We start from the raw sequence: 20203 nt of genomic DNA, 5'->3' as shown, positions 1-20203 counted from the left end.
ATTTATTCTGATATAATTGTATGGATGTCATTCAATGGAGTGAAATAGATGCGTTTCATTAGTAAACAACTTTTAAAATACGATATGGATCCTACCTTTGCTGGGTATCTTTCCATTGTTATCATGCTTCTTTTCATCATAATTTTATGTATTGTAGCGAACTTTATCACGAAAAAAGTAGTAATCAGGATAATCACTAAAATGGTAAATAACTCTAAATTCCAATGGGATAATATGCTTTTGGAAAGGAAGGTCTTTCATAAACTATCACATATAGTTCCCCCGATTATTATTTACTACTTTGCACCAACTTTTCTTTCCGTTCAACATTTGATCGAAAAGGGTGCAATGACCTATTTAATTATTATGGGAGTAATAATTATCAATAGCTCTCTAAATGCAATAAATGATGTATATCAAACCTATGAAATATCAAAGGTCAAGCCTGTTAAAGGATATATTGAAGTAGTTAAAATTATTGTTATAACGCTTGGAGTCATCATGATGATCGCCAATCTAATCGAAAAAAGTCCACTTATTCTTCTAAGTGGAATTGGTGCTCTCTCCGCCGTCTTCATGTTGGTTTTTAAAGATTCGTTATTAGGACTTGTTGCAGGCATTCAGTTGTCGAACAATGATATGGTTAAGGTTGGTGACTGGATTGAAATGCCCAAGTATGGGGCAAACGGAGACATTATTGATATTTCCCTAAATACAGTAAAGGTGCAAAACTTCGATAAAACGATTACGATGATTCCAAGTTATGCCCTAATATCCGATTCTTTTATCAATTGGCGAGGGATGCAAACTTCAGGAGGACGACGGATCAAGCGCTCACTATTTATCGATACAAATAGTATTTCATTTTGTACCGAGGATATGATTAGTAACTTTAAAAATATCCATTATCTTACGGAGTATATCATCTCTAGGGAACGTGAAATTGCAAAGTACAATTCCAAGAAAAAAATTAACAAAAGCAATCCAGTGAATGGAAGGGCTCTTACGAATATCGGTGTATTCAGAGCGTATATTAGCAATTATCTTCAAAATCACCCTGGCATCAATCAAGAAATGACCTTAATGGTTCGACAGTTAGCGCCTAGCGAACACGGGTTACCATTAGAAATATATGCATTTACAAATAGTGTGCAATGGGCAGTGTACGAAACGGTTCAAGCCGATATCTTTGACCATCTTTTCGCCATAGCACCGGAGTTTGGCATTCAATTATTTCAGAATCCAACTGGGAATGACTTTAAAAAAATCATAGATAAATGAAGACGAGCTAGTACTGAAAAACTCAGTACTAGCTCGTCTTTTAAATTAATAGACTCTATTTCAAGAGATTAAAAGCTTTCTAAAAAAAAATTTATAAATTCAAGTATAAAAGTTAGATAGATTGACTATATTGTTAATAGATTACGAGCAAACAAAAAGGAGGGACGAAAAATGATGAGTCCATTTGGATTACCGGAGCAATTACCGGAAACGCTGGAAGAATTATTGAAACTTTTACTAGAAACGATAGTTGCGTAAAGGAGACTTAAAATTATTGATGATATGTATAAACGTAGAAAAGTAGATTCTACTACTTGGATATCTACTTTTCTAGCTAACTATAAAGTGACAAGCTTCACTTTAATATCTCCTTCACCAACGCCACGTACGGTTCTATATTATACGATTGATATAGTTGACTAGAAAGTCGTATAGGATCTCCAAAGAAGAAGCGTTCATATAGCGTTTGGCGTGTGCCGAAAGGGCTCATTGTTAAATCCCATGCGAGACGAAAAAGTTTGACGCGTTCTTCTGCATTTTCTGTCCTAGATTGTAAGTATTGGTCTAGATCTTTGCGTATAGATGATTGGAATGCAAGTTCGGTTGGGATAGTCATCAGTCCACTTGCGCCTAAAAGCTGAATGATTTCAGTGAATCTTGGATAGATGCGTGGAAAAATATTAATACCTACGAGTAATGTCATGCTGTCCGGTCGCATATAACCCCATTCATCCAATTTTGCTTCTACTTCTGATTTGATGATTAATGCTTTCATCGTTTCAAGTCCCATTATAATTTCGGCAATCTTTTCTTGCACATGCTTATATTCTGAGATATTTATCGTGTTAATGATGGATTGGGCGATACCTAATATAAACTCTGTTTTCATGATTTGTCTGGAGATCACTTGATGTAGTGCAAATGATTGAAAAGAGCTAGTTATTTGGAAGCTGGTCGCAACAGCTGAATTATCATAATAAAATACACGTTCCCACGGCACTAGCACATTGTCAAACACTACAATACTATCCATTTCTTCAAAGCGTGAACTTAACGGATAATTAAACACAGAGTCTCCACCCACAAATGATTCCCTACAGATAAACTTTAGGCCTTTACTATTACTCGGGATGGAAAAGGCAAAGCCCCCCTCCTCCTCTAAGATTCCCCCAGTAGAAAGGACCAAAATTTCATCCGTAATCCCCCCTTGTGTTGCAAGTAATTTTGCTCCTTTTACAATAATCCCTTCTGCGTTTCGATCCACTACTTTTACAGCAATAGGCTCATTGTCGTTCTCCATATAAAATTGTGTCCTATTCACTTGTGGATCTACAAAAGTATGTGTCATCGATACATCCTGCTCGCGTGCATATTCATAAAATGAGCGTAAATGTTCAGGAAAGCAGTTCTTCTTTCCTTTCAACAGCTCGGAAGATGATGCAAAAGCCATTAGAGTCGTGTTCATATAGTCTGGGCTTCTTCCCATTAGCCCATTATTTGATCTCGCCCACTGTTGGATCATTTCTCTCCTTTTTACTAAATCCTCTTTTGTTTTAGGCTGTAAATAAGACATACCTACAGCTTCTCCAGTAGATGGGGATGGATAAGTCATAGTCTCTTTTAACGATGCATCATGTTGTAAATCGTACAAAGTTGCTTGGCTCTTCATTATCCCTTTGAATGCAGGATGCTCCGAAATATTACCTGTCACATGTTTACCATCTATCCATATTTCCGTTTTTAACTGATCAATCCTTTCGATATATTGCTTTCCCGTAATCGCTGACATAAACCCACTCCTCGATGGTACAAGCTAATTGTTCTGAACTTCTTTAGATGTATATTATTAATCGTTACCTATGATTGTTACACAGGTTCGAGTAGAATGTATATTCAGTTCATATAGGAGATCTTTATGGTAGTTCTCTATTGCTAATTGATTGCTTTCAACCATTTTGTTCCACCAGAAAGCTTCCTAGGTTGGAATAAATCAATTAATCATGTAACTTAGTAGTAAAGGGGGAATGGGATATGAAAAATGCAAGTTTTGTAGCTTCATGGAGCGGTGGAAAGGATTCTGCTTTAGCATATTACCGAGCACTGCAATTAGGAATGATGCCGAAAAAAGTACTGACGATGTTTGAAGAAGATGGGGAAATTTCCAAGTCACACGCTCTTCCGTTAGAGGTTGTGCAAGCTCAAGTGGACCGACTTGGCGTGCCTTTATTAACAAAAGCGGCTAGTTGGGGTACATATGAAAATCAGTTTACTAGCGCAATGGATGCTTGCCGAGAAGAAGGAATTACGCATGGGGTGTTTGGCGATATCGATCTAGAAGGGCATTTGGAGTGGGTGCAAAAGACGTGCGCGAAGTCGGATATTGTAGCCGTACATCCGCTTTGGCAAATGACGCGAAGAACGGTCGTCGAAGAGTTGCTAACTAAAAGGTTTGAAGCTTGGATTGTTGTTGTGAATACGACGATGATGCCTGCTAAGTTTGTTGGGAAAAAATTGACGAGAGATATTGTTGAGGAGCTCGAACTTGCTGGCATTGATGCTTGTGGCGAAAACGGGGAGTTTCATACCGTTGTAGTAGATGGTCCGATTTTTTCTTCGCGCGTTCCAGTTGTGATTGGGGAGCCGGTTGAGAAAGGTAATTATGTGTTCACACCTGTGACGCTGGACGTATAATATGTGCTTGGGAAGGCTTCCAAATGTCCAAAACATAATTTTATAAGGATCTTAGTATTTATAGAATCCTGATGAATTAGGTTAAATAGTAACTTTATAGAACAGGACAAACCGGTTTTTAGTAGTTAATCAAAAACCGGTCATTTCCCTGTCTACTCAGTTGGAACGAGGATCCATAATATCTCTTATTGCGTTGCTAAGCATATAAAATCCTAAAACCATAAAAGTAATCGAAATACCAGGAGCATATGTGTACCAAGGTGAACTTGTTAAATAAGCTTGGGAGTCTTTTAACATACGTCCCCAGCTTGGGTTAGGTGGCTGAACACCTAGTCCTAGGTAACTTAGTGCCGCTTCTGCTAGCATAGCAACTCCAAAACTCACCGATGCAGCTACAATTAATGGCGATGAAACATTCGGTAAAATATGTCTAAACATAATTTTAAAAGGCTTTACACCTATCAACTTTGCTGATAACACATATTCAAATTCTTTGTGCTGGATAAAACCACTTCTAGCAATTCTCGCAATACTAGGAATTGCTATTATGCCAAGGGCGATGGATGTATTCACAATTCCTGGTCCAAATACAGCAACTAACATAAGTGCCAAGATGATACCAGGAAAAGCCATTAATGCATCCATAATCCGCATGAATACCTCATCTACCCAACCACCGATATAACCAGCCATCCCTCCGATCAACGTACCAAAAATGACACCAATAGTTACAGTTAAAGTTCCAACAAAAAAGGCAGTTTGGGTTCCTTTCATAATTCGACTAAAAATATCTCTTCCGAATTCATCCGTACCAAACCAATGTTCACTACTTGGACCTTTTAACTTATTAGCAACATTCATAACGTTAATATCATAGGGGGTATAGAAGAAACTCAAAATCATTAAAACCAAAAAAGATAATAATATGAGGAGGCCCAAGACTAAATTTATATTTTTGGCATGACTCATTAATGTTTTCATTAAAGTCCTCCTTAATTTAACCGTATTCGAGGATCTAGTACTGAGTATAAAATATCCACTAAGAAATTGATCAAAACAACAATAAATGTGATGTACATAACAATTCCTTGTACAAGTGGGAAGTCCCGATAACTGATGGAAGTAATAAGTAACTGACCGATACCAGGTAAAGAAAATACTTGTTCCACAATAATGGTGCCCGCTACAACCTCAGCAGTTATTAAACCGAATATCGTCAATATAGGAATCATCGAATTTCTTAACACATGCTTATACATCACGAACTTTTCTGTGATACCTTTACTTCGAATCGTCCGAACATAATCTAATCGCAGTTGTTCTAGTATTGCGTTTCTCACATACCGAAATTTAACCGCTATTTGCGGAATTGCTATCGTCAATGCTGGTAACAATATTGCACCAAGAGCACCAGCTACACTTTGTGTCCAAGGAACATAGCCACTAATAGTGAAAAAGCTAAAATTCATCCCTAGGTACAAAATTAATAACATCCCTAGCCAAAAGGATGGAATTGCCATCCCTAATTGAGTTGCCGAAGACAAAACAACATCACTTAGCTTGTTTTGTCTTTTAGCAACGAATATTCCAAGAGGGATTGCAACAATGACGACTATAAGTAACGTGATTAAAGCTAAGGAAATAGTGACCGGCAATCGATCCGCAAGTAATTCTGTTACAGGTCTTGAAAAACGAATAGACTCTCCTAAATCTCCAGTTACTAAGCCTTTTACCCAGTCAATGTATTGAACGTAAAGGGGCTGGTCTAATCCAAGTTGCTTTTTTAATGTCTCTACTTGTGTTTCATCTGCCTCAGTTCCTAACATAATGCGTATAGGATCGCCCGGCATTACTTGAAAAACCGAAAAAGTGATTAGAGATACAAGCACCATCGTGACGACAAATAGTATAATTCTGCGAATGATATATGCCATATTTCTCTTCCCTTCTATTCAGTAAATCTTACCTCAGACATGTCATGGAACCAGAATGGGTAACTTTTTAGTCCTTCAATTCCTTTGCCAGATGCCCAAAGCACTTGATAATCTGCAATATATACGGATGCAGACTCTTCCGTTAATATTTCCTGTGCACGTTGATACATTTCTATTTGTTTATCTCTGTCTGCTTCTTTTAATACATCTGCCATTGTTTGATCGAATTCAGCATTTTTGAATTTGAAGAAGTTTTCACTATCGTTTGTAGAAATATAATCATTTAAAACTTCATATGCAGAAGGTCTACCAGTTAGATCGATTGCCGTCATGTCATAATCTCTTCCGAAGTAGATTCGTTCTAGCCAAATTCCCCATTCCACAACTTCGATTTCTACGTTAATCCCAATCTCTCTTAAGTTTTCTACTACAACTTGCGCTATATTTGAATACATATCGTTATGGGATGATACGGATATTTTCGTGCTAAAGCCATCTGGATAGCCTGCTTCTGCAAGTAGCTCTTTTGCTTTTTCAATATTTCTAGCATAAACGTCTTGCAATCCATCCTTATAATAATCCCCCATTGCTGGACTCATATTAGAACCGGTTGGTGTAGCATATCCTGAAAAAACAGCATCTATGATGTCATTTTTATTTACCGCATAGTTAATAGCCTGACGAACCCTAAGATCATTAAACGGTTCTTTTTCATGATTAAAAGTAACAATTAATGATGAATTGTTATTTTGTTTACTAATCGTAAAGTCATTTTCTACTTCTGCTAATCGGTTTGCTGGTACTCCAGTTAAATCTACTTCTTTTGCCTTTAGTGCCATTAATGCTGATTGATCATCTGATTGAAATACGAACGTTACTTTGTCTAAGTAAGGCAGTTTCTCGTCCCAATATTCTTCATTTTTGGCTAGTTCTAAATTAGCTCCAGGCGTGTATTTTACGAATTTAAATGGTCCTGTTCCAATTGGATTATCATTTTGGTTTCCGTCATTGCTTGCAGGTATAATAGCTGACTGCAAAGCAGTTAGTGAATATAGGAAGTTTGAATTTGGCTCTTTCAGTTTGATCACAAATGTATCCGCATCTGGCGCTTCTGTGGAAGCAACATTATTAAAATCAGAGGAGAGAGGTTCACCGTTTTCTGCTCCCATTAATCGATTAAAAGTATACGTTATATCTTCCACTGTAAGTGCATTGCCATCATGGAATTTCACATTATCTCTAATATTGAATGTATAAGTTAAACCATCTTCAGATAGCTCATAACTTTCAGCTACTGCTGGAGTCAAAGAACCATCCGTTTCAGGGGCAAATAAACCTTCAAACATATTTAAAATCATTTGAAAAGAAATCGATGCAGTTGCCAAATGTGGATCAAGGAAATCTGGATCATCATTAATTCTTACCTTAATCACTTGTGCTTTTTCCCCGTTTGCTTCGCTGCCTTCTTCGCCAGAACATGCGCCTATAAGCAAAACACATAACATTATGGCGATAAGCATGAACCAATTTTTGTTTTTCTTCATCTTGCATCCCCCTTTTTATGCTTACGATATTACTTTGTGCTTTAGGCTTTTATAGCTCGGTACGCCTTCTACGGCATCAGCAGCTTTTATAGCTACAATAATTGCTTCTTCCATTACTTGCGCCGCCATATTTCCCAGGAAATCAACCGGGTATACATCTCCACCAGTGGCAAGTGCAAAGACGGTATCACCATCCATTGTCGTATGCACTGGAAAAATAGTTCTAGCTAATGCATTTTGGGTTATTTGAGCAATCTTTTTGGCTTCCGCTTTTGTTAGCTTTGCGTTTACCGCTACTGCCCCAATCGTCGTATTTGTCCCTGGTAATATGTGATCTGTAGATGCATTTTGTTGTAAATATGCAATGCTATCGATTAGCTCCTCCGTTTTCGGGTCAATCGGTCCGGCAAGTATTTCCCTTGTTAGTGGATTTCTTATGTCACCTACCGCATTCACTGCAACTATTGCTCCGATTACAAGACCATTTTCAAACGTTAAAGATGCACTACCTAAGCCGCCTTTCATGCAATTTTCAATGCCTGTTATTTTACCAACTGTTGCTCCGCATCCAGCTCCTATATTTCCAAAAGGAAAAGGGCCAATACTTGCTTTTTTAGCTGCTTCATATCCCATTTGTCTATCAGGCCGAATGGTAGAATTTCCAATAGGTAGGTCGAATAATACCGCACTTGGAACAATTGGCACTTTTGCTACACCTACGTCCAATCCTATTCCTTGTTCTTCCAAGTATTGCATAACACCTGATGCAGCATCTAAACCAAACGCACTGCCCCCAGCCAATGAGATTGCATGTACTTCATCTATTTTATTGATAGGATCAAGTAAGTCTGTTTCCCTTGTTCCTGGAGCTGATCCACGGACATCTACCCCACATACAGCCCCTTCTTCTACAACGACAATTGTGCAACCCGTTAATGCTTCAGCGTTTTCTAAATTGCCAACTTTTACGCCTGGAACATCCGTTATATTGCCATGAATCATTAAACTTCCCCCCTGCTATAGACATGAAAACCTAGTTAATTTTGCAGAACAAGCACTTTTTCATCATTGCTTGACTCGATACTTTCATTTGCATTTCCTGCATACAAATGGCATGCCACATATTGACCGTCCCCTTGCTCTGCAAGACCCGGTCGTTCCAATTTACAACGTTCGTATGCAAGTGGACATCTTGTATGAAATGCGCATCCTTCAGGCGGATTTGAAGGATTAGGTGGTTCTCCTTTTAGCTGTATCTTTTCTTTTTTACTGTCAAAATTTGCAACAGGAATGGCAGATAAAAGTGCCTGTGTGTAAGGATGTAATGGGTTGCTATAAATAGCTTTTTTAGGTCCAATTTCAACAATACGACCTAGATACATCACACCTACGCGGTCACTAATATGTTTTACCACGCTTAAATCATGAGAAATGAATAGGTAAGTTAAGTTGAACTCTTCTTGAAGATCCATCATCAAATTCAGAACTTGCGATTGAACCGATACGTCTAATGCGGAAACAGGCTCATCCGCAATAATAAAGCTTGGGTTCATCGATAAAGCTCTCGCAATTCCTATCCGCTGTCTTTGTCCTCCTGAAAACTCATGAGGAAATTTTGTCAGTGCTTCTTTAGGTAAACCAACTTTCCCCATCAAGTCGATTACTTTTTCAGTGCGTTCTGCTTTTGTTAATATTTTTTGGACTGCTAAAGGCTCTCCTACTAGCTGCCCAACGCGCATTCTAGGGTTTAGGGAGGCAAATGGATCCTGAAAAATCATTTGCATATGCTTCCGATAGTCAAATAGCTTACTCATTGGAAGTTTCTCAAGATTTGTACCTTCAAAAATTATTTCCCCATCGGTAGGTTCTGTTAATCGAAGAATGGTTCTTCCTAAAGTGGATTTGCCTGATCCAGATTCTCCTACAATCCCTAACGTTTCTCCTTTGAATATATGAAAACTTACATCATCAACGGCCTTTACTTGTCCAGCTTTTTTCTTAAAAGGGGTACCTTTAATAGGAAAATACTTTTTAAGATTATTTATAGTAAGAAGCTTCTCATTTTCGTTCATTCTAAATACCTCCTACTTGTTCATAAAGGTGACATCTAACTTTATGATTCGGAGAATTCTCCATGAGTTCAGGATTCTCTTCACGACATTTTGCCATCACATGTACACATCTTTCCGCAAACCTACATCCTGTTGGAAACAAGTGAGCAGGTGGAACCATACCAGGTATCGAGTCCAATCGTTCTAATTCCACATCAATACTTGGAATGGTTTTTAATAATGCTTTCGTGTATGGATGTTTCGTTTTCAGAAAGAGGTCTTTGACAGGAGCCTCTTCCACGATTTGTCCTCCATACATGACAAGCACTCTATTTGCAACTTCTGCAACTACTCCCATATCATGTGTGATGAGTAGTATGGACGATCCAAATTGTTCTTTCATGTCCACCATTAAGTTTAGTATTTGGGCTTGAACGGTAACATCCAATGCCGTCGTTGGCTCATCTGCAATAAGGAGCTTTGGATTGTTCGACATCGCAATAGCTATCATCACCCTTTGTCTCATACCTCCAGACAATTGGTGGGGATACTCATTAATAATGACTTCAGCTCTTGAAAAGCCGACTACTTTTAATAATTCAATTGCTTTCTCATACGCTTCTCTTTTTTTCATCTTTTGGTGTTTCATAAGAGATTCCACTATTTGATTGCCAATCGTAAAAACTGGATCCAATGATGTCATTGGTTCTTGGAAAATCATTCCTATCTCGTTTCCGCGAACTTCGGTCATCTCATTCTCCGAAAGGGTAAGTAATTCTTTTCCCTCTAAACGAATAGAGCCCTCCACAATCTCACCAGGTGGCTTGGGGATAAGTCTCATTATGGACAACGATGTTATACTCTTCCCGCTTCCGGATTCCCCTACTAACGCGACAGTTTCACCTTTGTTAATAGAAAAACTTACGTTATCAACCGCCTTAGCAACTTTCCCTTTTCCAAGTTTAAAATAGGTTTTTAACCCCTTAACCTCTAGTAACAAGTCTTCCTGAAGAAGTTTAGTGGATGCTGATTTAATTTGTGGGGTATTCATGAGTTCACCTCTTTTTCATTTCAATTACTAAATTTTACTACTATATTTTAATTTTAAGTCCAAACTAAAGCGATTACTGCAACGTTAAGTTCCTTCATCAGCAACTACTTCTCACTATTCAAAAATCTTAAAGCGGCGTCTCTGAAAATAGCAGTAGTAACTGCCAATTCTTCAATATCCACATATTCATTAATTTGATGTGGAATTTCTCGATCTCCCGCACCAATCGTCACAATTGGAATACCGTGCATATGGAGGAATGTGCCATCTGTTGCTCCTGGAACGCCATTATAAATCGGCTCTTCACCTGTTACAGTATGGACAGCATCGTACACTGCTTTGACTACTGGATTATCCTTCTGAGTTAACGTAGAAGGACGATTGTCTAAAATCGTTAAATCTACTTTAAAATCAGGATCAACTTCTTTTAATCTATTTATAATGTCGTTGATTTTTTTTAATAGTTCATCATGATCTTGATTCGGCACTGTTCTAATATCGAGAGTCATCATGCAGTGATCCGGGATAACATTGATTTGTGCATCTCCTTTTACAGGTGCGCGCAATATAGTAGGAGTGATCGATGGCCATTTCAAATAAGGATCTTCTCCTAATCTTGCTTGCTCTTCTTTCTCTAATTTTTCGAGCTCGACTATTAGTCTTGCCATGCGCCAGTTTGGATTAATACCACTCCAAGATATAGCGCCATGAGCCATCTTTCCATATACATCTACTTGTATACGCATTGCCCCACGTTGTGCAATACAAACGTTATTCTCTTCAGGTTCACATATAATTGCTCCATCTACCCCATCTGCCCAACCTTGTTTAATGAAGTGTTTAATCCCGAGCATCATGCCTTCTTCATCACAAGGAATACAAAGAATGATCTTTCCCTTGAATTCTTCTTTATCTAACAAAAGAGAGTTCACAGCAGTTATCATGCATGCCAAATTCCCCTTTGTATCATTCGTTCCTCTTCCATACATACGTCCATCTACAATTTCCGCTCCAAATGGGTCATATTCCCATGCATCTCTATTACCTTCAGTCACAACATCTGTATGTCCTTCAAAAAGTAGCGTTTTTCCAGGTTTCCCAGAGTCAATGACTCCAATAACATTTGGTCTACCAGGCACTACTTCCTCCACATGTGTTTCAATTCCAAGATCTTTTAAATATTGAGCTACATATAGTGCTACTTTCGTTTCATTTCCATCGGAAGTATTTTCACGGTAAACACTAGGAATTCGAACTAGCTCTCTTGTTAAATTAATAACAGCCTCTTTGTCTCGTAAATATGTCACGTTTTCTACTTTTGTGTTCATATAATCTCCCCTTTTCCCAGACCTGTTGAAAAACTACGGACCCGCAAACATTTAACGAATCTTTAAAATATTCTATCTTTATTATATTTTGAGGATATTTTCAATTAACTAGACAATATGTAAACAATTCATGGTTTGGACTGGACAGATTGTCTTACGGAAGATGGGTAAAGGGTTTATCGAGTGGAGGATTATTTCACCAATTAACGTAAGTGTCTGTCTCTGCTTCGCTATTGCATATAGAAACTATGAATGGAATGATGGACATAATAGGGAAAGTACGTCGTAGTGCGTTGAATGAAGTGTCCGCTAAGATTTTCGCTGCATGGCGGACGCTTTTTCGTGAGTACCAGGGCTTCGCTATTTTAGATGGTAAAAAACACAAGAAACAAAAGATATTTAGTGACTTTTGGGGGAAATCATCCATTTTCTTTATGGAAAATCATCCCCATCCTTCTTTTAAGCAATAAAAAAAGACCAAACCTGAATTTAAGGTTTGCTCTCAGTTGTCCGTAGCTGATTAAAGTTACTAACTCTATCAATCTTTTAGTTTAGCTTATTTAGCATTAGGTCTTTTTCCATCTGAAATAAGGTGATGAATTGTCTCAATTAATGGTGGCAATTCGCTCATCGATTTAATTGTAAAATCTGCCCCATTTTGTAAAAAGGATTTTTCTGTTTTAGAAATCACTTTCTCTTGTTCTTCTTTAGATAGAGCATTAAATTCTTCTAAACTTAATCCCATTTCAGAGCTACCGATCACGACACCCACTGACCAAACACCTGCATTAACTGCCTCTTTAATATCTGAGGTAGTATCTCCTACTTTTACTACCTTCCATGATGCTGATAGTTCTAATGCTTCCATATTGCGATATATCATATAAGGATACGGTCTTCCCAAAGAATTTGTTCCATCCGGTGTAATATAAAAATCTGGACCATAGCCCTTTTTCAAAGCATTTGGAACAACAACATCCATCATAGTTTGTGTATATCCTGTTGTTGAACCGATTTTCAATCCTTGGTTTCTTAATATTTGCACAGTCTCTACAACCTCTGGAATTGGATCTGTATACTCGCTTAAAGAAGACATGAGTGCAGTTTCAAATTCAGCATATAGATTCACTACATCTTGTTCATTAAATGCTCTTTTGTATTTTTCTTCCCATTTTGTCGAGATTCTTGGCATGAACAGCATCGCACGAATATGGTCAATTTTCAACATCCCCATTGGTTCTCTTGCTTCTTCCATGGTCACTTCAATACCTGCATTTTTAAAAATATCAATAAACACGTTTACTGGTGCAAAGCAACCAAAATCCACTGTTGTACCAGCCCAATCAAAAATAACTCCTTCTACTTTGTTCATTTTTCCATCACTCCCATATAAGATTCTATAATATTGCATAATTCTTCAATATCGGCTTCATGAATCTCGCCAATTTTTCCTGTTCAAAATGTATGTTCATTCGTAAATTTACCCACGGTCTAACAGCATTTCCTCTTTCACACTGTTGTCGTTGTCAAAGGACCAGCTGTTAAAAGTTTGTAGTGATTCATCGTTATCTGTATTCTCCAATCTTCATCTTTTAGTTAGAAGTTGCTGGGAAGTATCGTCTTTTCAAACGAGTTGAAATCACCTCTAATAGAAAGGCAATAATGAGAATCGAATAAGTAATAAAGCCGACCTCTCGTAGATCGAAGTAGAATCCGGAAGCCATGAAAAGTTCAAATCCAATTCCGCCTGCACCAGCTGCAGCTCCCATTGCTACGGCTACTCCAAAATTAATTTCGAATCTTAAGAACACCCATGACAATAAATACGTTAAAGTAGTCGGTATGACACCACTTCTCACGATATGCCACCAGTTAGCACCAGATGATTTCAGCGCTTCAAAGATTCCTTTATCGACTTCTTCAAAGCCTTCCGAAAATGCTTTTACTAAATAAGCGATAGAGTGAAATAGCATTCCAAGAACCGCCGCTTCACTCCCTAACCCAGCGGAAATCGCAAAGATTAACACCCATAATACGGTTGGAACAGCCCGAATAACAGCAACAAATATACGAATTATTCTCGATACCCAGGCAGGTGCTAAATTTGTCGCGACCATCAAAGAAAGGAAAAAGGCAATAATGGCTCCGATAATCGTAGCCAAAAATGCTAAACCAAGTGTAATCCCAACTTGATAGACGGCTTCTCCTAAATCAAAATGACTTAATGTCGGTTCAAGAAACATCACTTTCAAGTTATAAGCTGTTTCTGCAATCGCTGAGCCTAATTCCAACCCAGTATAGTTAAATAATAGAAAGCCAACAACCGTTAAAACTAGGAGAATTATTAACGTCCATCTTACGACTTGATCACCTTTGCTGCCTGATTTTATATGAATACGACCGTCTTTCGTTCTTCGAATATAAGATGCTTCCATTATAAAATCACCTTCCGTACATAATTTGAAATAAGATCCACAATAATCACGGTAATGACAATACATAATGTCACAAGTGCTACGGCATTATAATTTAACATCTTGTAATACACATCAAACGTATATCCAATTCCCGTACCCGTTAAGATCCCTACCAAAGTAGCATTTCTAATATTGGTTTCCACCATAAACAATACCCAACTAAGTATCTGTGGCAAGCATTGCGGTATAACTGCCTTACTCACAATTTGTAAATAGGTTGCTCCCGTTGCGGTTAATGCTTCAACAGAGCTTTGACTAGCTTCATCAATCGATTCGATAAATGCCCTTGTTAAAAATCCTACTGTCCCGATAAATAGAGCGAGAAATCCTGTCACTGAATTTTGCCCAAAAGAAAGAAGCAAAACCAAGGACCATGCGACCACTGGAATATTTCTTGATACGGAAGCAATAAAACGAGCAAATACACTTAAGAAGTTGTTTACTTTTGTTGTTTTTGATCCAAATAATCCTAAAAAGAGGGATATTACAGCTGCTATAGTTGTCGCCGCAATGGACATAAAAATGGTTTCCGCTAACTTTTCTAGTATTTTAGGTAATTTATCCATCGACTCCTGCGTCACCATTAAATTAGAGAAAATCCAACCTATTGCTTCAGGGATCGTTGCCATTCCCTCTACAAAATTAAATCTTGTAATAGCTGATGATAAATAGGTAAGAACGATGATAATGAGGAGAAAGATTACTGTCTGCCATCTGCTTTTTCGCATCGCTTTTTCATTCACGTTTTTTTCTCCTCACTCAATTATTAGGTCTTTCGTATTTGTTTCATAAATCTTTTGAATTTGTTCGGCAGAAAGTTCACTGCCCTCTCCACGAAATACAACTTCACCTTTATTCAACCCGATGATATGATCTGAATAATGTTGGGCCACTTCTACTTGGTGTAAATTCACCAAACATGTAATGCCCATTTCAGTACTTATGGATTTTAAATGGTCCATGATAACCTTAGAAGAACTCGGATCAAGTGAAGCGATTGGTTCATCACAAAGAATCAATTTAGGCTCTTGAATCAATGCTCTGCAAATCCCTACCCGCTGTTGCTGACCACCACTTAATTGGTCACATCGCTTATAAGCATGTTCATGAATTCCTAGTTTCTCCAGTAGGTAAAAGGCACGTTCTTTTTCCTCCTCCGTATATCTGCCTAAAACTCCTTGTAGCGTTGTTTTATAACCAAATCTGCCGTGGAGTACATTCTCAATCACTGTCAAACGAGGGACGAGGTTATAGTGCTGAAACACCATCCCAATATTCGTTCGTAATTTACGTAACTCTTTGTTATTCAGACTTCCAACATCCTGATGATTAAAAATAATTTTTCCTTCATTAAATTCAACCATTCTATTAATACAACGCAACATGGTAGATTTACCAGCACCTGATGGACCAATGATGGAAACAAATTCTCCTGCTTTTATTTCAAAATTAACATTCTTTAGTATTTGTTTGTCTGCTGTATATGATTTTCCAAGTCCCTCTATCTTTAACAAAGACATTTGAAGTGGCTCCTTTTTGGTTTAATTAGCAAGTAAGAGTGTGTATAACAAATATTCGCATATACACACTCTTCTTCCTTTCGTTGTTCCTATTAACGAATTGGTGTATTACTTTGAAAGTTCTCGGATTGGATCATACCATTCATCTTCTACAGCAATTAGTCTTTCTTTATCTTTTTTAGTGAATAAAGCTGCCTGTTCTGAGCCTTCAGGAGAAAATATTTTTTCATTGTTTGCAAATTCATCGGAAGTTAATAAATTTTGAATAGTATCAAAATCCTCTTGACCGATTAAATCCATGTTTACTACGAATGGTTCATTTAATACAGGTGTTGCATTCATTAATGTAAATTCCTTGCCTGCAATCGCATTAAAAGGTTCTGCTGCACCATCTTTTACGCGATATACAGCACCTACAGTATTTTCATCCCCTTCAGCAATCTCCACATAATCCTCTACACAAGTATCACAAAATGCTGCAACATCTGCATTACCAGTTAATAAATTGACTGCGGAACCTTGGTGAGAGTTACCAAATAGTACTTGGGAGAATAACGGACCACCTTCCATTAAATCCTCTTCCGTTAAATTTGCATATTTTTCTTGTTGTGCGAAATGAGCAATAATACTAGATGACGGTACTTTAAATCCCGATGTAGAGCTGTTTGATACAAATGAAAACTTTGTATTGGCAATCGTATCAAGTGAAAATTCTCCATTTACTTTGTACTTGTCTTGTTCGTCCACATTAACCGCTAACCAGCTATAATATTTAGCATCATCCAAAGTTCCAGATTCACCAGATCTTACTGCAATTGTTCGAATCGCATCATTTCTATTTTGTGCTTGAATATAACTTTGTGACCCCAGAAATGCAAAGTCCGCATTGTTATTCACTAATGTTTCAATTGCAATCGCATAGTCAGTTGTTAATTGATGCTCCACTTTTTTCCCTGTAGCCTCTGAAATCAGTCGTCCAATTTCTTCACGAGATGATTTTATATCTTGACCAGATTCGTTCGGATACCAAACAACTTTTATCACATCATCCACTTCTGCAACATCATTTCCTCCAGCGCACGCCGTTAACAAAACAGTGAATATTAAAAGCAGTGTAAACATCAATTTAGTCTTCATTTTTTTCTCCCTTTTAAAAATAAATTTTTTATATTTTTGAACTTAGGTTGTTGTCTAGCTTCCTTGTTTTTCTTATTAATAAATAGATAGTAGAATCTGTGTGACATCTTCTTTTGTTAAAGCAACTGGGTTATTATCCATCCGGCCCTTTGTAAAGGCGTTATTGGCGATTTTTTCGATTATTTCTTCATTCGCCTCGTAGTCTCTGAGCTTACTCGAGAATCCTGATAGCTGATGGAAATGCTCGATAAGCTCCTGGATTTCACTCACACCGCTTACTCCAAAGGCTTGAAGCAGCTTATCGTTTTCAATAATCGAGTCAAAATTGATTTCCATCACTTTTGCCAAAGTAATACTTGCCGCAATCCCGTGAACCATTCCAAGTTCCAATGTGAGCGGATACGAGATAGAATGGCATGCCGTTGTTCTTGTATTGCTAAAGGCTAGGCCTCCATACAAGCTTCCTAAAGCAATTTCTTTCCTTAATGTGATATCGTTCGGATGATTTAATACACTTTCAAAATGGTTGACTATTCGATTAATCGCTTCTAATGAATAGATTCTTGAAATTTCATTGGAGCTTTTTGACCAGTAAGCCTCAGTTGCATGACATAAAGCATCTAAAGCAGTTGCAGCCGTTAATTCCTTCGGTAATGATGCTGTCAGAGTCGGGTCAATGATAGCGGTATGTGCATATAGTTTTTCCCAATCCACGGACAATTTCAATCCATTAGCTCGATCCCAAATCGTTGCCCAGCAAGTAACCTCGGAACCCGTACCTGAGGTTGTCGGAATCCCAATCCATGGGACTAAATTTTGATTTTCTATATAAAGCTTTTGTTTAATTACAGAGCGTAGAGTAGAAGTGGAATCTATTTTCATATTCTTTAAGGCAGCTAAAGATTTCGAAAGATCAAGAACACTTCCGCCCCCAATTCCTACTATGCAATGATAATCGAAGCTTTCTAGTTGTTTATAGTAATGAAACAAGTCTTCTACATCAGGATTGGATATGTTCACTGCTAATTGTTTAACCCCGTAACCCTCAAGACCTTTGTAGAGGGTACGTCCAGCCTCCGTTTCTAAAAAGTTACCTCCTCGATGTAAAAGGACAATATTTTTAAGTGGAGGATTGATTGTATTGAAGACATCCTCGATAACATCTATTGCAGCTATTTTAATTTTGACTGGATTATAATAATTTCCCATTCAGCTATTTCCCCTCTTTTTCGGTTTTCATTCACTTACAATGCAAGATTAATCTGTTTCTTGCAGTTTTACAAGGGGTTTTACAGTTTAATTACATAACCTTTACACTGTTTTCATAAAGAACATATACTCTTAACTTTACAACTTGCTTTTTTATGCATTATTTTGCTTCCTTTCGGTTTATGTTATTATTTTTATACTAGATAAAAAAATAGGGGGAGTACTTCGTGATGTTACAAGAACAAAGACATGAAATGATTGAATCCTTTTTAAAACAGCAAAAAGCTGTAAAAGCTTCTGAGCTTGCTACTTTATTGGATGTCTCCATCGATACTATAAGAAGAGATTTAGAGGTTCTTGAGAATAAAGGAAACGTAAAACGCGTTCACGGCGGGGCTGTTTTAATCCAAAATACAGATAATGTAGTAAACAAGCTTTTTAATGAAAGAGAAGTCAAAAATCTAGAAAAAAAACAAGAAGTTGCTTCATTAGCAATTGAATTAATTGAAGAGGGACAAGCGATTGCTCTAAACGGTGGGACTACGACGATCGAAATTGCAAAAGCACTTGTTGATAAGTTTAAGAGATTAACCATTATTACAAATGATCTTCGTATTTTATCGATTCTTGGAGCGAATAAACATTTCAATATCATCCTAACTGGCGGTTTTTTTAATCCAGAGGAATATACTTTATATGGGAAACAATGTGAAGAAATCTTGTCTAATTTCAATATTGATATTGCGTTTATCACGGTGAATGCATTATCGCTCGAACAAGGTTTAACCGATTTTAGAATGCATGAAATAGGCGTTATTCAAACCATTATGTCACGGACAAAACATAAAGTAGTCGTTGCTGATTCATCCAAGTTCGAGACATCTGCTTACATCAATATTTGTCCACTAAAGGATATTGACCTGATTGTTACTGATAGTTCATTATCATCTAATATGGTAGAGGAATATAGCAAACAGGATATTCGGATTCTTTCTCCACATTAAGCCACAATACTGCTTGTTCAACTAAGCCGCTACGTTAGTTGAAGTGTAACATTTCACACTCGGCCCCCGAAATCTACTTGATATTCTGGGCATATAAATAGACCATCGTTTCGATGGTCTATTTTTAAAAAGGTTTAGCAACCATTAAATAAAGGATAAGAATAGGAATTATTGTTGATATTATCCCAATAACATCCCAAGTTCGAGAGGCTTTTTTATAATCAATTTTATTGAATTCTTCTCCACTATATTTAATCATTTTTCTTTGTAGGGGTAACAAAAGAGTAATCCAAATCACTCCTGTTATTGCAAATAAAGCTAAGGAAATTGTTAACCAGTTTATTTCATCAAGGGAATGATTACTTATTATTGCTAATAAAAATCCAGAAATTAGTAAAGCGATAATACTGGGCAAAGTAAACACATAATCAGCAACCATAATATTCTTCGCTGTTTTGTTGATATGTGTTTCATCTCCAGAAAATTCGGCCTTTAGTTTCCAAAAAGCAGCCGTGATAATATTACCAATAAAAATAATTGCCGAAATAATATGTATTAACACTAAATAAACCATTTCTATCTCTCCCCTTCCTCTCTACACTAGCATTTCATATTTTCTTTTTTTCTTTCCATCAATATTTCTTCATTTCGACAGGTAAATTAAATAGTCCTCTAATAGTTCTACTTAAATTAAACTGCGTCGTTAGTTTAAGTGTATTCTTCACAATTTTTATAGCTAAATCAATATAAATATCCATTTGAGACTAAGATAATTTTAATAGATGTAAGATAGTCGTCATCATACCATTTTACGATACATAGCCATTTAAAAAAAAGGCTTTCCGACAATAAAGTGTACCCTTTGTAAAGGACATTTTTAAAAAAGGTTAGCCTGCTTTAAGAAGATGATCTCTGTATTGTACAGGGGTCATCCTTTTTAAATTCCATTGGTATCTGTAATGATTATAATAGGTCA

General features: G+C 37.1%; 19 protein-coding genes. 3 read left to right on the top strand and 16 right to left on the bottom strand.

Annotated elements, in window-relative coordinates; all coding sequences use genetic code 11:
- Positions 1 to 48: 48 nt before the first annotated feature.
- Complete coding sequence (locus tag FG383_RS13955; RefSeq protein WP_142608006.1) at positions 49 to 1281, top strand: mechanosensitive ion channel family protein; 1233 nt, start codon at positions 49 to 51, stop codon at positions 1279 to 1281.
- Positions 1282 to 1636: 355 nt separating this feature from the next.
- Here FG383_RS13955 and hpaB read toward each other — a convergent pair whose 3' ends face one another.
- Positions 1637 to 3070, bottom strand: a complete 1434-nt coding sequence (hpaB, locus tag FG383_RS13950; RefSeq protein ID WP_142608005.1) for a 4-hydroxyphenylacetate 3-monooxygenase, oxygenase component — start codon at positions 3068 to 3070, stop codon at positions 1637 to 1639.
- 242 nt (positions 3071 to 3312) lie between these two features.
- Between hpaB and FG383_RS13945 the strand changes: the two genes are divergently transcribed.
- Entirely contained in the window at positions 3313 to 3972 is a 660-nt protein-coding gene (locus FG383_RS13945; RefSeq protein ID WP_142608004.1) for a Dph6-related ATP pyrophosphatase, read from the top strand.
- Between the two features lie 156 nt (positions 3973 to 4128).
- On the opposite strand, the gene FG383_RS13940 is transcribed toward FG383_RS13945, so the two are convergent.
- The 13 genes from FG383_RS13940 to FG383_RS13880 form a co-directional block, all read right to left on the bottom strand.
- On the bottom strand, positions 4129 to 4953 hold the full coding sequence (locus FG383_RS13940) for an ABC transporter permease (RefSeq protein WP_142608003.1): 825 nt from the start codon (positions 4951 to 4953) through the stop codon (positions 4129 to 4131).
- Between the two features lie 11 nt (positions 4954 to 4964).
- On the bottom strand, positions 4965 to 5906 hold the full coding sequence (locus tag FG383_RS13935) for an ABC transporter permease (protein WP_142608002.1): 942 nt from the start codon (positions 5904 to 5906) through the stop codon (positions 4965 to 4967).
- 14 nt (positions 5907 to 5920) lie between these two features.
- Positions 5921 to 7450 (bottom strand): ABC transporter substrate-binding protein, encoded by a 1530-nt coding sequence (locus FG383_RS13930; RefSeq protein WP_142608001.1) that lies wholly within the window; start codon positions 7448 to 7450, stop codon positions 5921 to 5923.
- A 21-nt stretch (positions 7451 to 7471) separates the two neighbouring features.
- Positions 7472 to 8452: a P1 family peptidase gene (locus tag FG383_RS13925; protein ID WP_185907952.1), complete on the bottom strand. Its 981-nt coding sequence runs from the start codon at positions 8450 to 8452 to the stop codon at positions 7472 to 7474.
- Positions 8453 to 8487: 35 nt separating this feature from the next.
- Entirely contained in the window at positions 8488 to 9522 is a 1035-nt protein-coding gene (locus tag FG383_RS13920) for an ABC transporter ATP-binding protein (RefSeq protein WP_142608000.1), read from the bottom strand.
- Position 9523: 1 nt separating this feature from the next.
- Positions 9524 to 10552: an ABC transporter ATP-binding protein gene (locus FG383_RS13915; protein WP_142607999.1), complete on the bottom strand. Its 1029-nt coding sequence runs from the start codon at positions 10550 to 10552 to the stop codon at positions 9524 to 9526.
- Positions 10553 to 10656: 104 nt separating this feature from the next.
- Positions 10657 to 11880, bottom strand: coding sequence for a M20 family metallopeptidase (locus tag FG383_RS13910; RefSeq protein WP_142607998.1), 1224 nt, complete (start codon positions 11878 to 11880; stop codon positions 10657 to 10659).
- A gap of 556 nt (positions 11881 to 12436) precedes the next feature.
- Positions 12437 to 13252: a phosphonoacetaldehyde hydrolase gene (phnX, locus tag FG383_RS13905; protein WP_142607997.1), complete on the bottom strand. Its 816-nt coding sequence runs from the start codon at positions 13250 to 13252 to the stop codon at positions 12437 to 12439.
- A 220-nt stretch (positions 13253 to 13472) separates the two neighbouring features.
- On the bottom strand, positions 13473 to 14315 hold the full coding sequence (locus FG383_RS13900; protein WP_142607996.1) for an ABC transporter permease subunit: 843 nt from the start codon (positions 14313 to 14315) through the stop codon (positions 13473 to 13475).
- The gene (gene phnE / locus FG383_RS13895; RefSeq protein WP_142607995.1) at positions 14315 to 15100 is read right to left on the bottom strand and encodes a phosphonate ABC transporter, permease protein PhnE; all 786 of its coding nucleotides are present in this window, start codon (positions 15098 to 15100) and stop codon (positions 14315 to 14317) included. Before phnE ends, FG383_RS13900 begins: the two co-directional genes overlap by 1 nt.
- Before the next feature lie 12 nt (positions 15101 to 15112).
- A complete protein-coding gene (phnC, locus tag FG383_RS13890) occupies positions 15113 to 15877 on the bottom strand; it encodes a phosphonate ABC transporter ATP-binding protein (RefSeq protein ID WP_142607994.1) in 765 nt (254 codons plus the stop codon).
- A gap of 108 nt (positions 15878 to 15985) precedes the next feature.
- Complete coding sequence (locus FG383_RS13885) at positions 15986 to 17014, bottom strand: PhnD/SsuA/transferrin family substrate-binding protein (protein WP_142607993.1); 1029 nt, start codon at positions 17012 to 17014, stop codon at positions 15986 to 15988.
- Positions 17015 to 17089: 75 nt separating this feature from the next.
- A complete protein-coding gene (locus FG383_RS13880) occupies positions 17090 to 18223 on the bottom strand; it encodes an iron-containing alcohol dehydrogenase (protein ID WP_142607992.1) in 1134 nt (377 codons plus the stop codon).
- A gap of 230 nt (positions 18224 to 18453) precedes the next feature.
- Between FG383_RS13880 and FG383_RS13875 the strand changes: the two genes are divergently transcribed.
- On the top strand, positions 18454 to 19227 hold the full coding sequence (locus tag FG383_RS13875; protein WP_142607991.1) for a DeoR/GlpR family DNA-binding transcription regulator: 774 nt from the start codon (positions 18454 to 18456) through the stop codon (positions 19225 to 19227).
- A gap of 124 nt (positions 19228 to 19351) precedes the next feature.
- On the opposite strand, the gene FG383_RS13870 is transcribed toward FG383_RS13875, so the two are convergent.
- Complete coding sequence (locus FG383_RS13870) at positions 19352 to 19801, bottom strand: DUF2269 family protein (protein WP_142607990.1); 450 nt, start codon at positions 19799 to 19801, stop codon at positions 19352 to 19354.
- Positions 19802 to 20114: 313 nt separating this feature from the next.
- The coding region (locus tag FG383_RS13865) for an IS3 family transposase (protein WP_142605747.1) at positions 20115 to 20203 on the bottom strand (89 nt) is incomplete at its 5' end.

Source organism: Psychrobacillus soli, from assembly GCF_006861775.1.
GTDB lineage: Bacteria > Bacillota > Bacilli > Bacillales_A > Planococcaceae > Psychrobacillus > Psychrobacillus soli.
The sequence above is the reverse complement of the archived record's forward strand: the minus strand, read 5'-3'. Positions and strand labels throughout refer to the sequence as shown.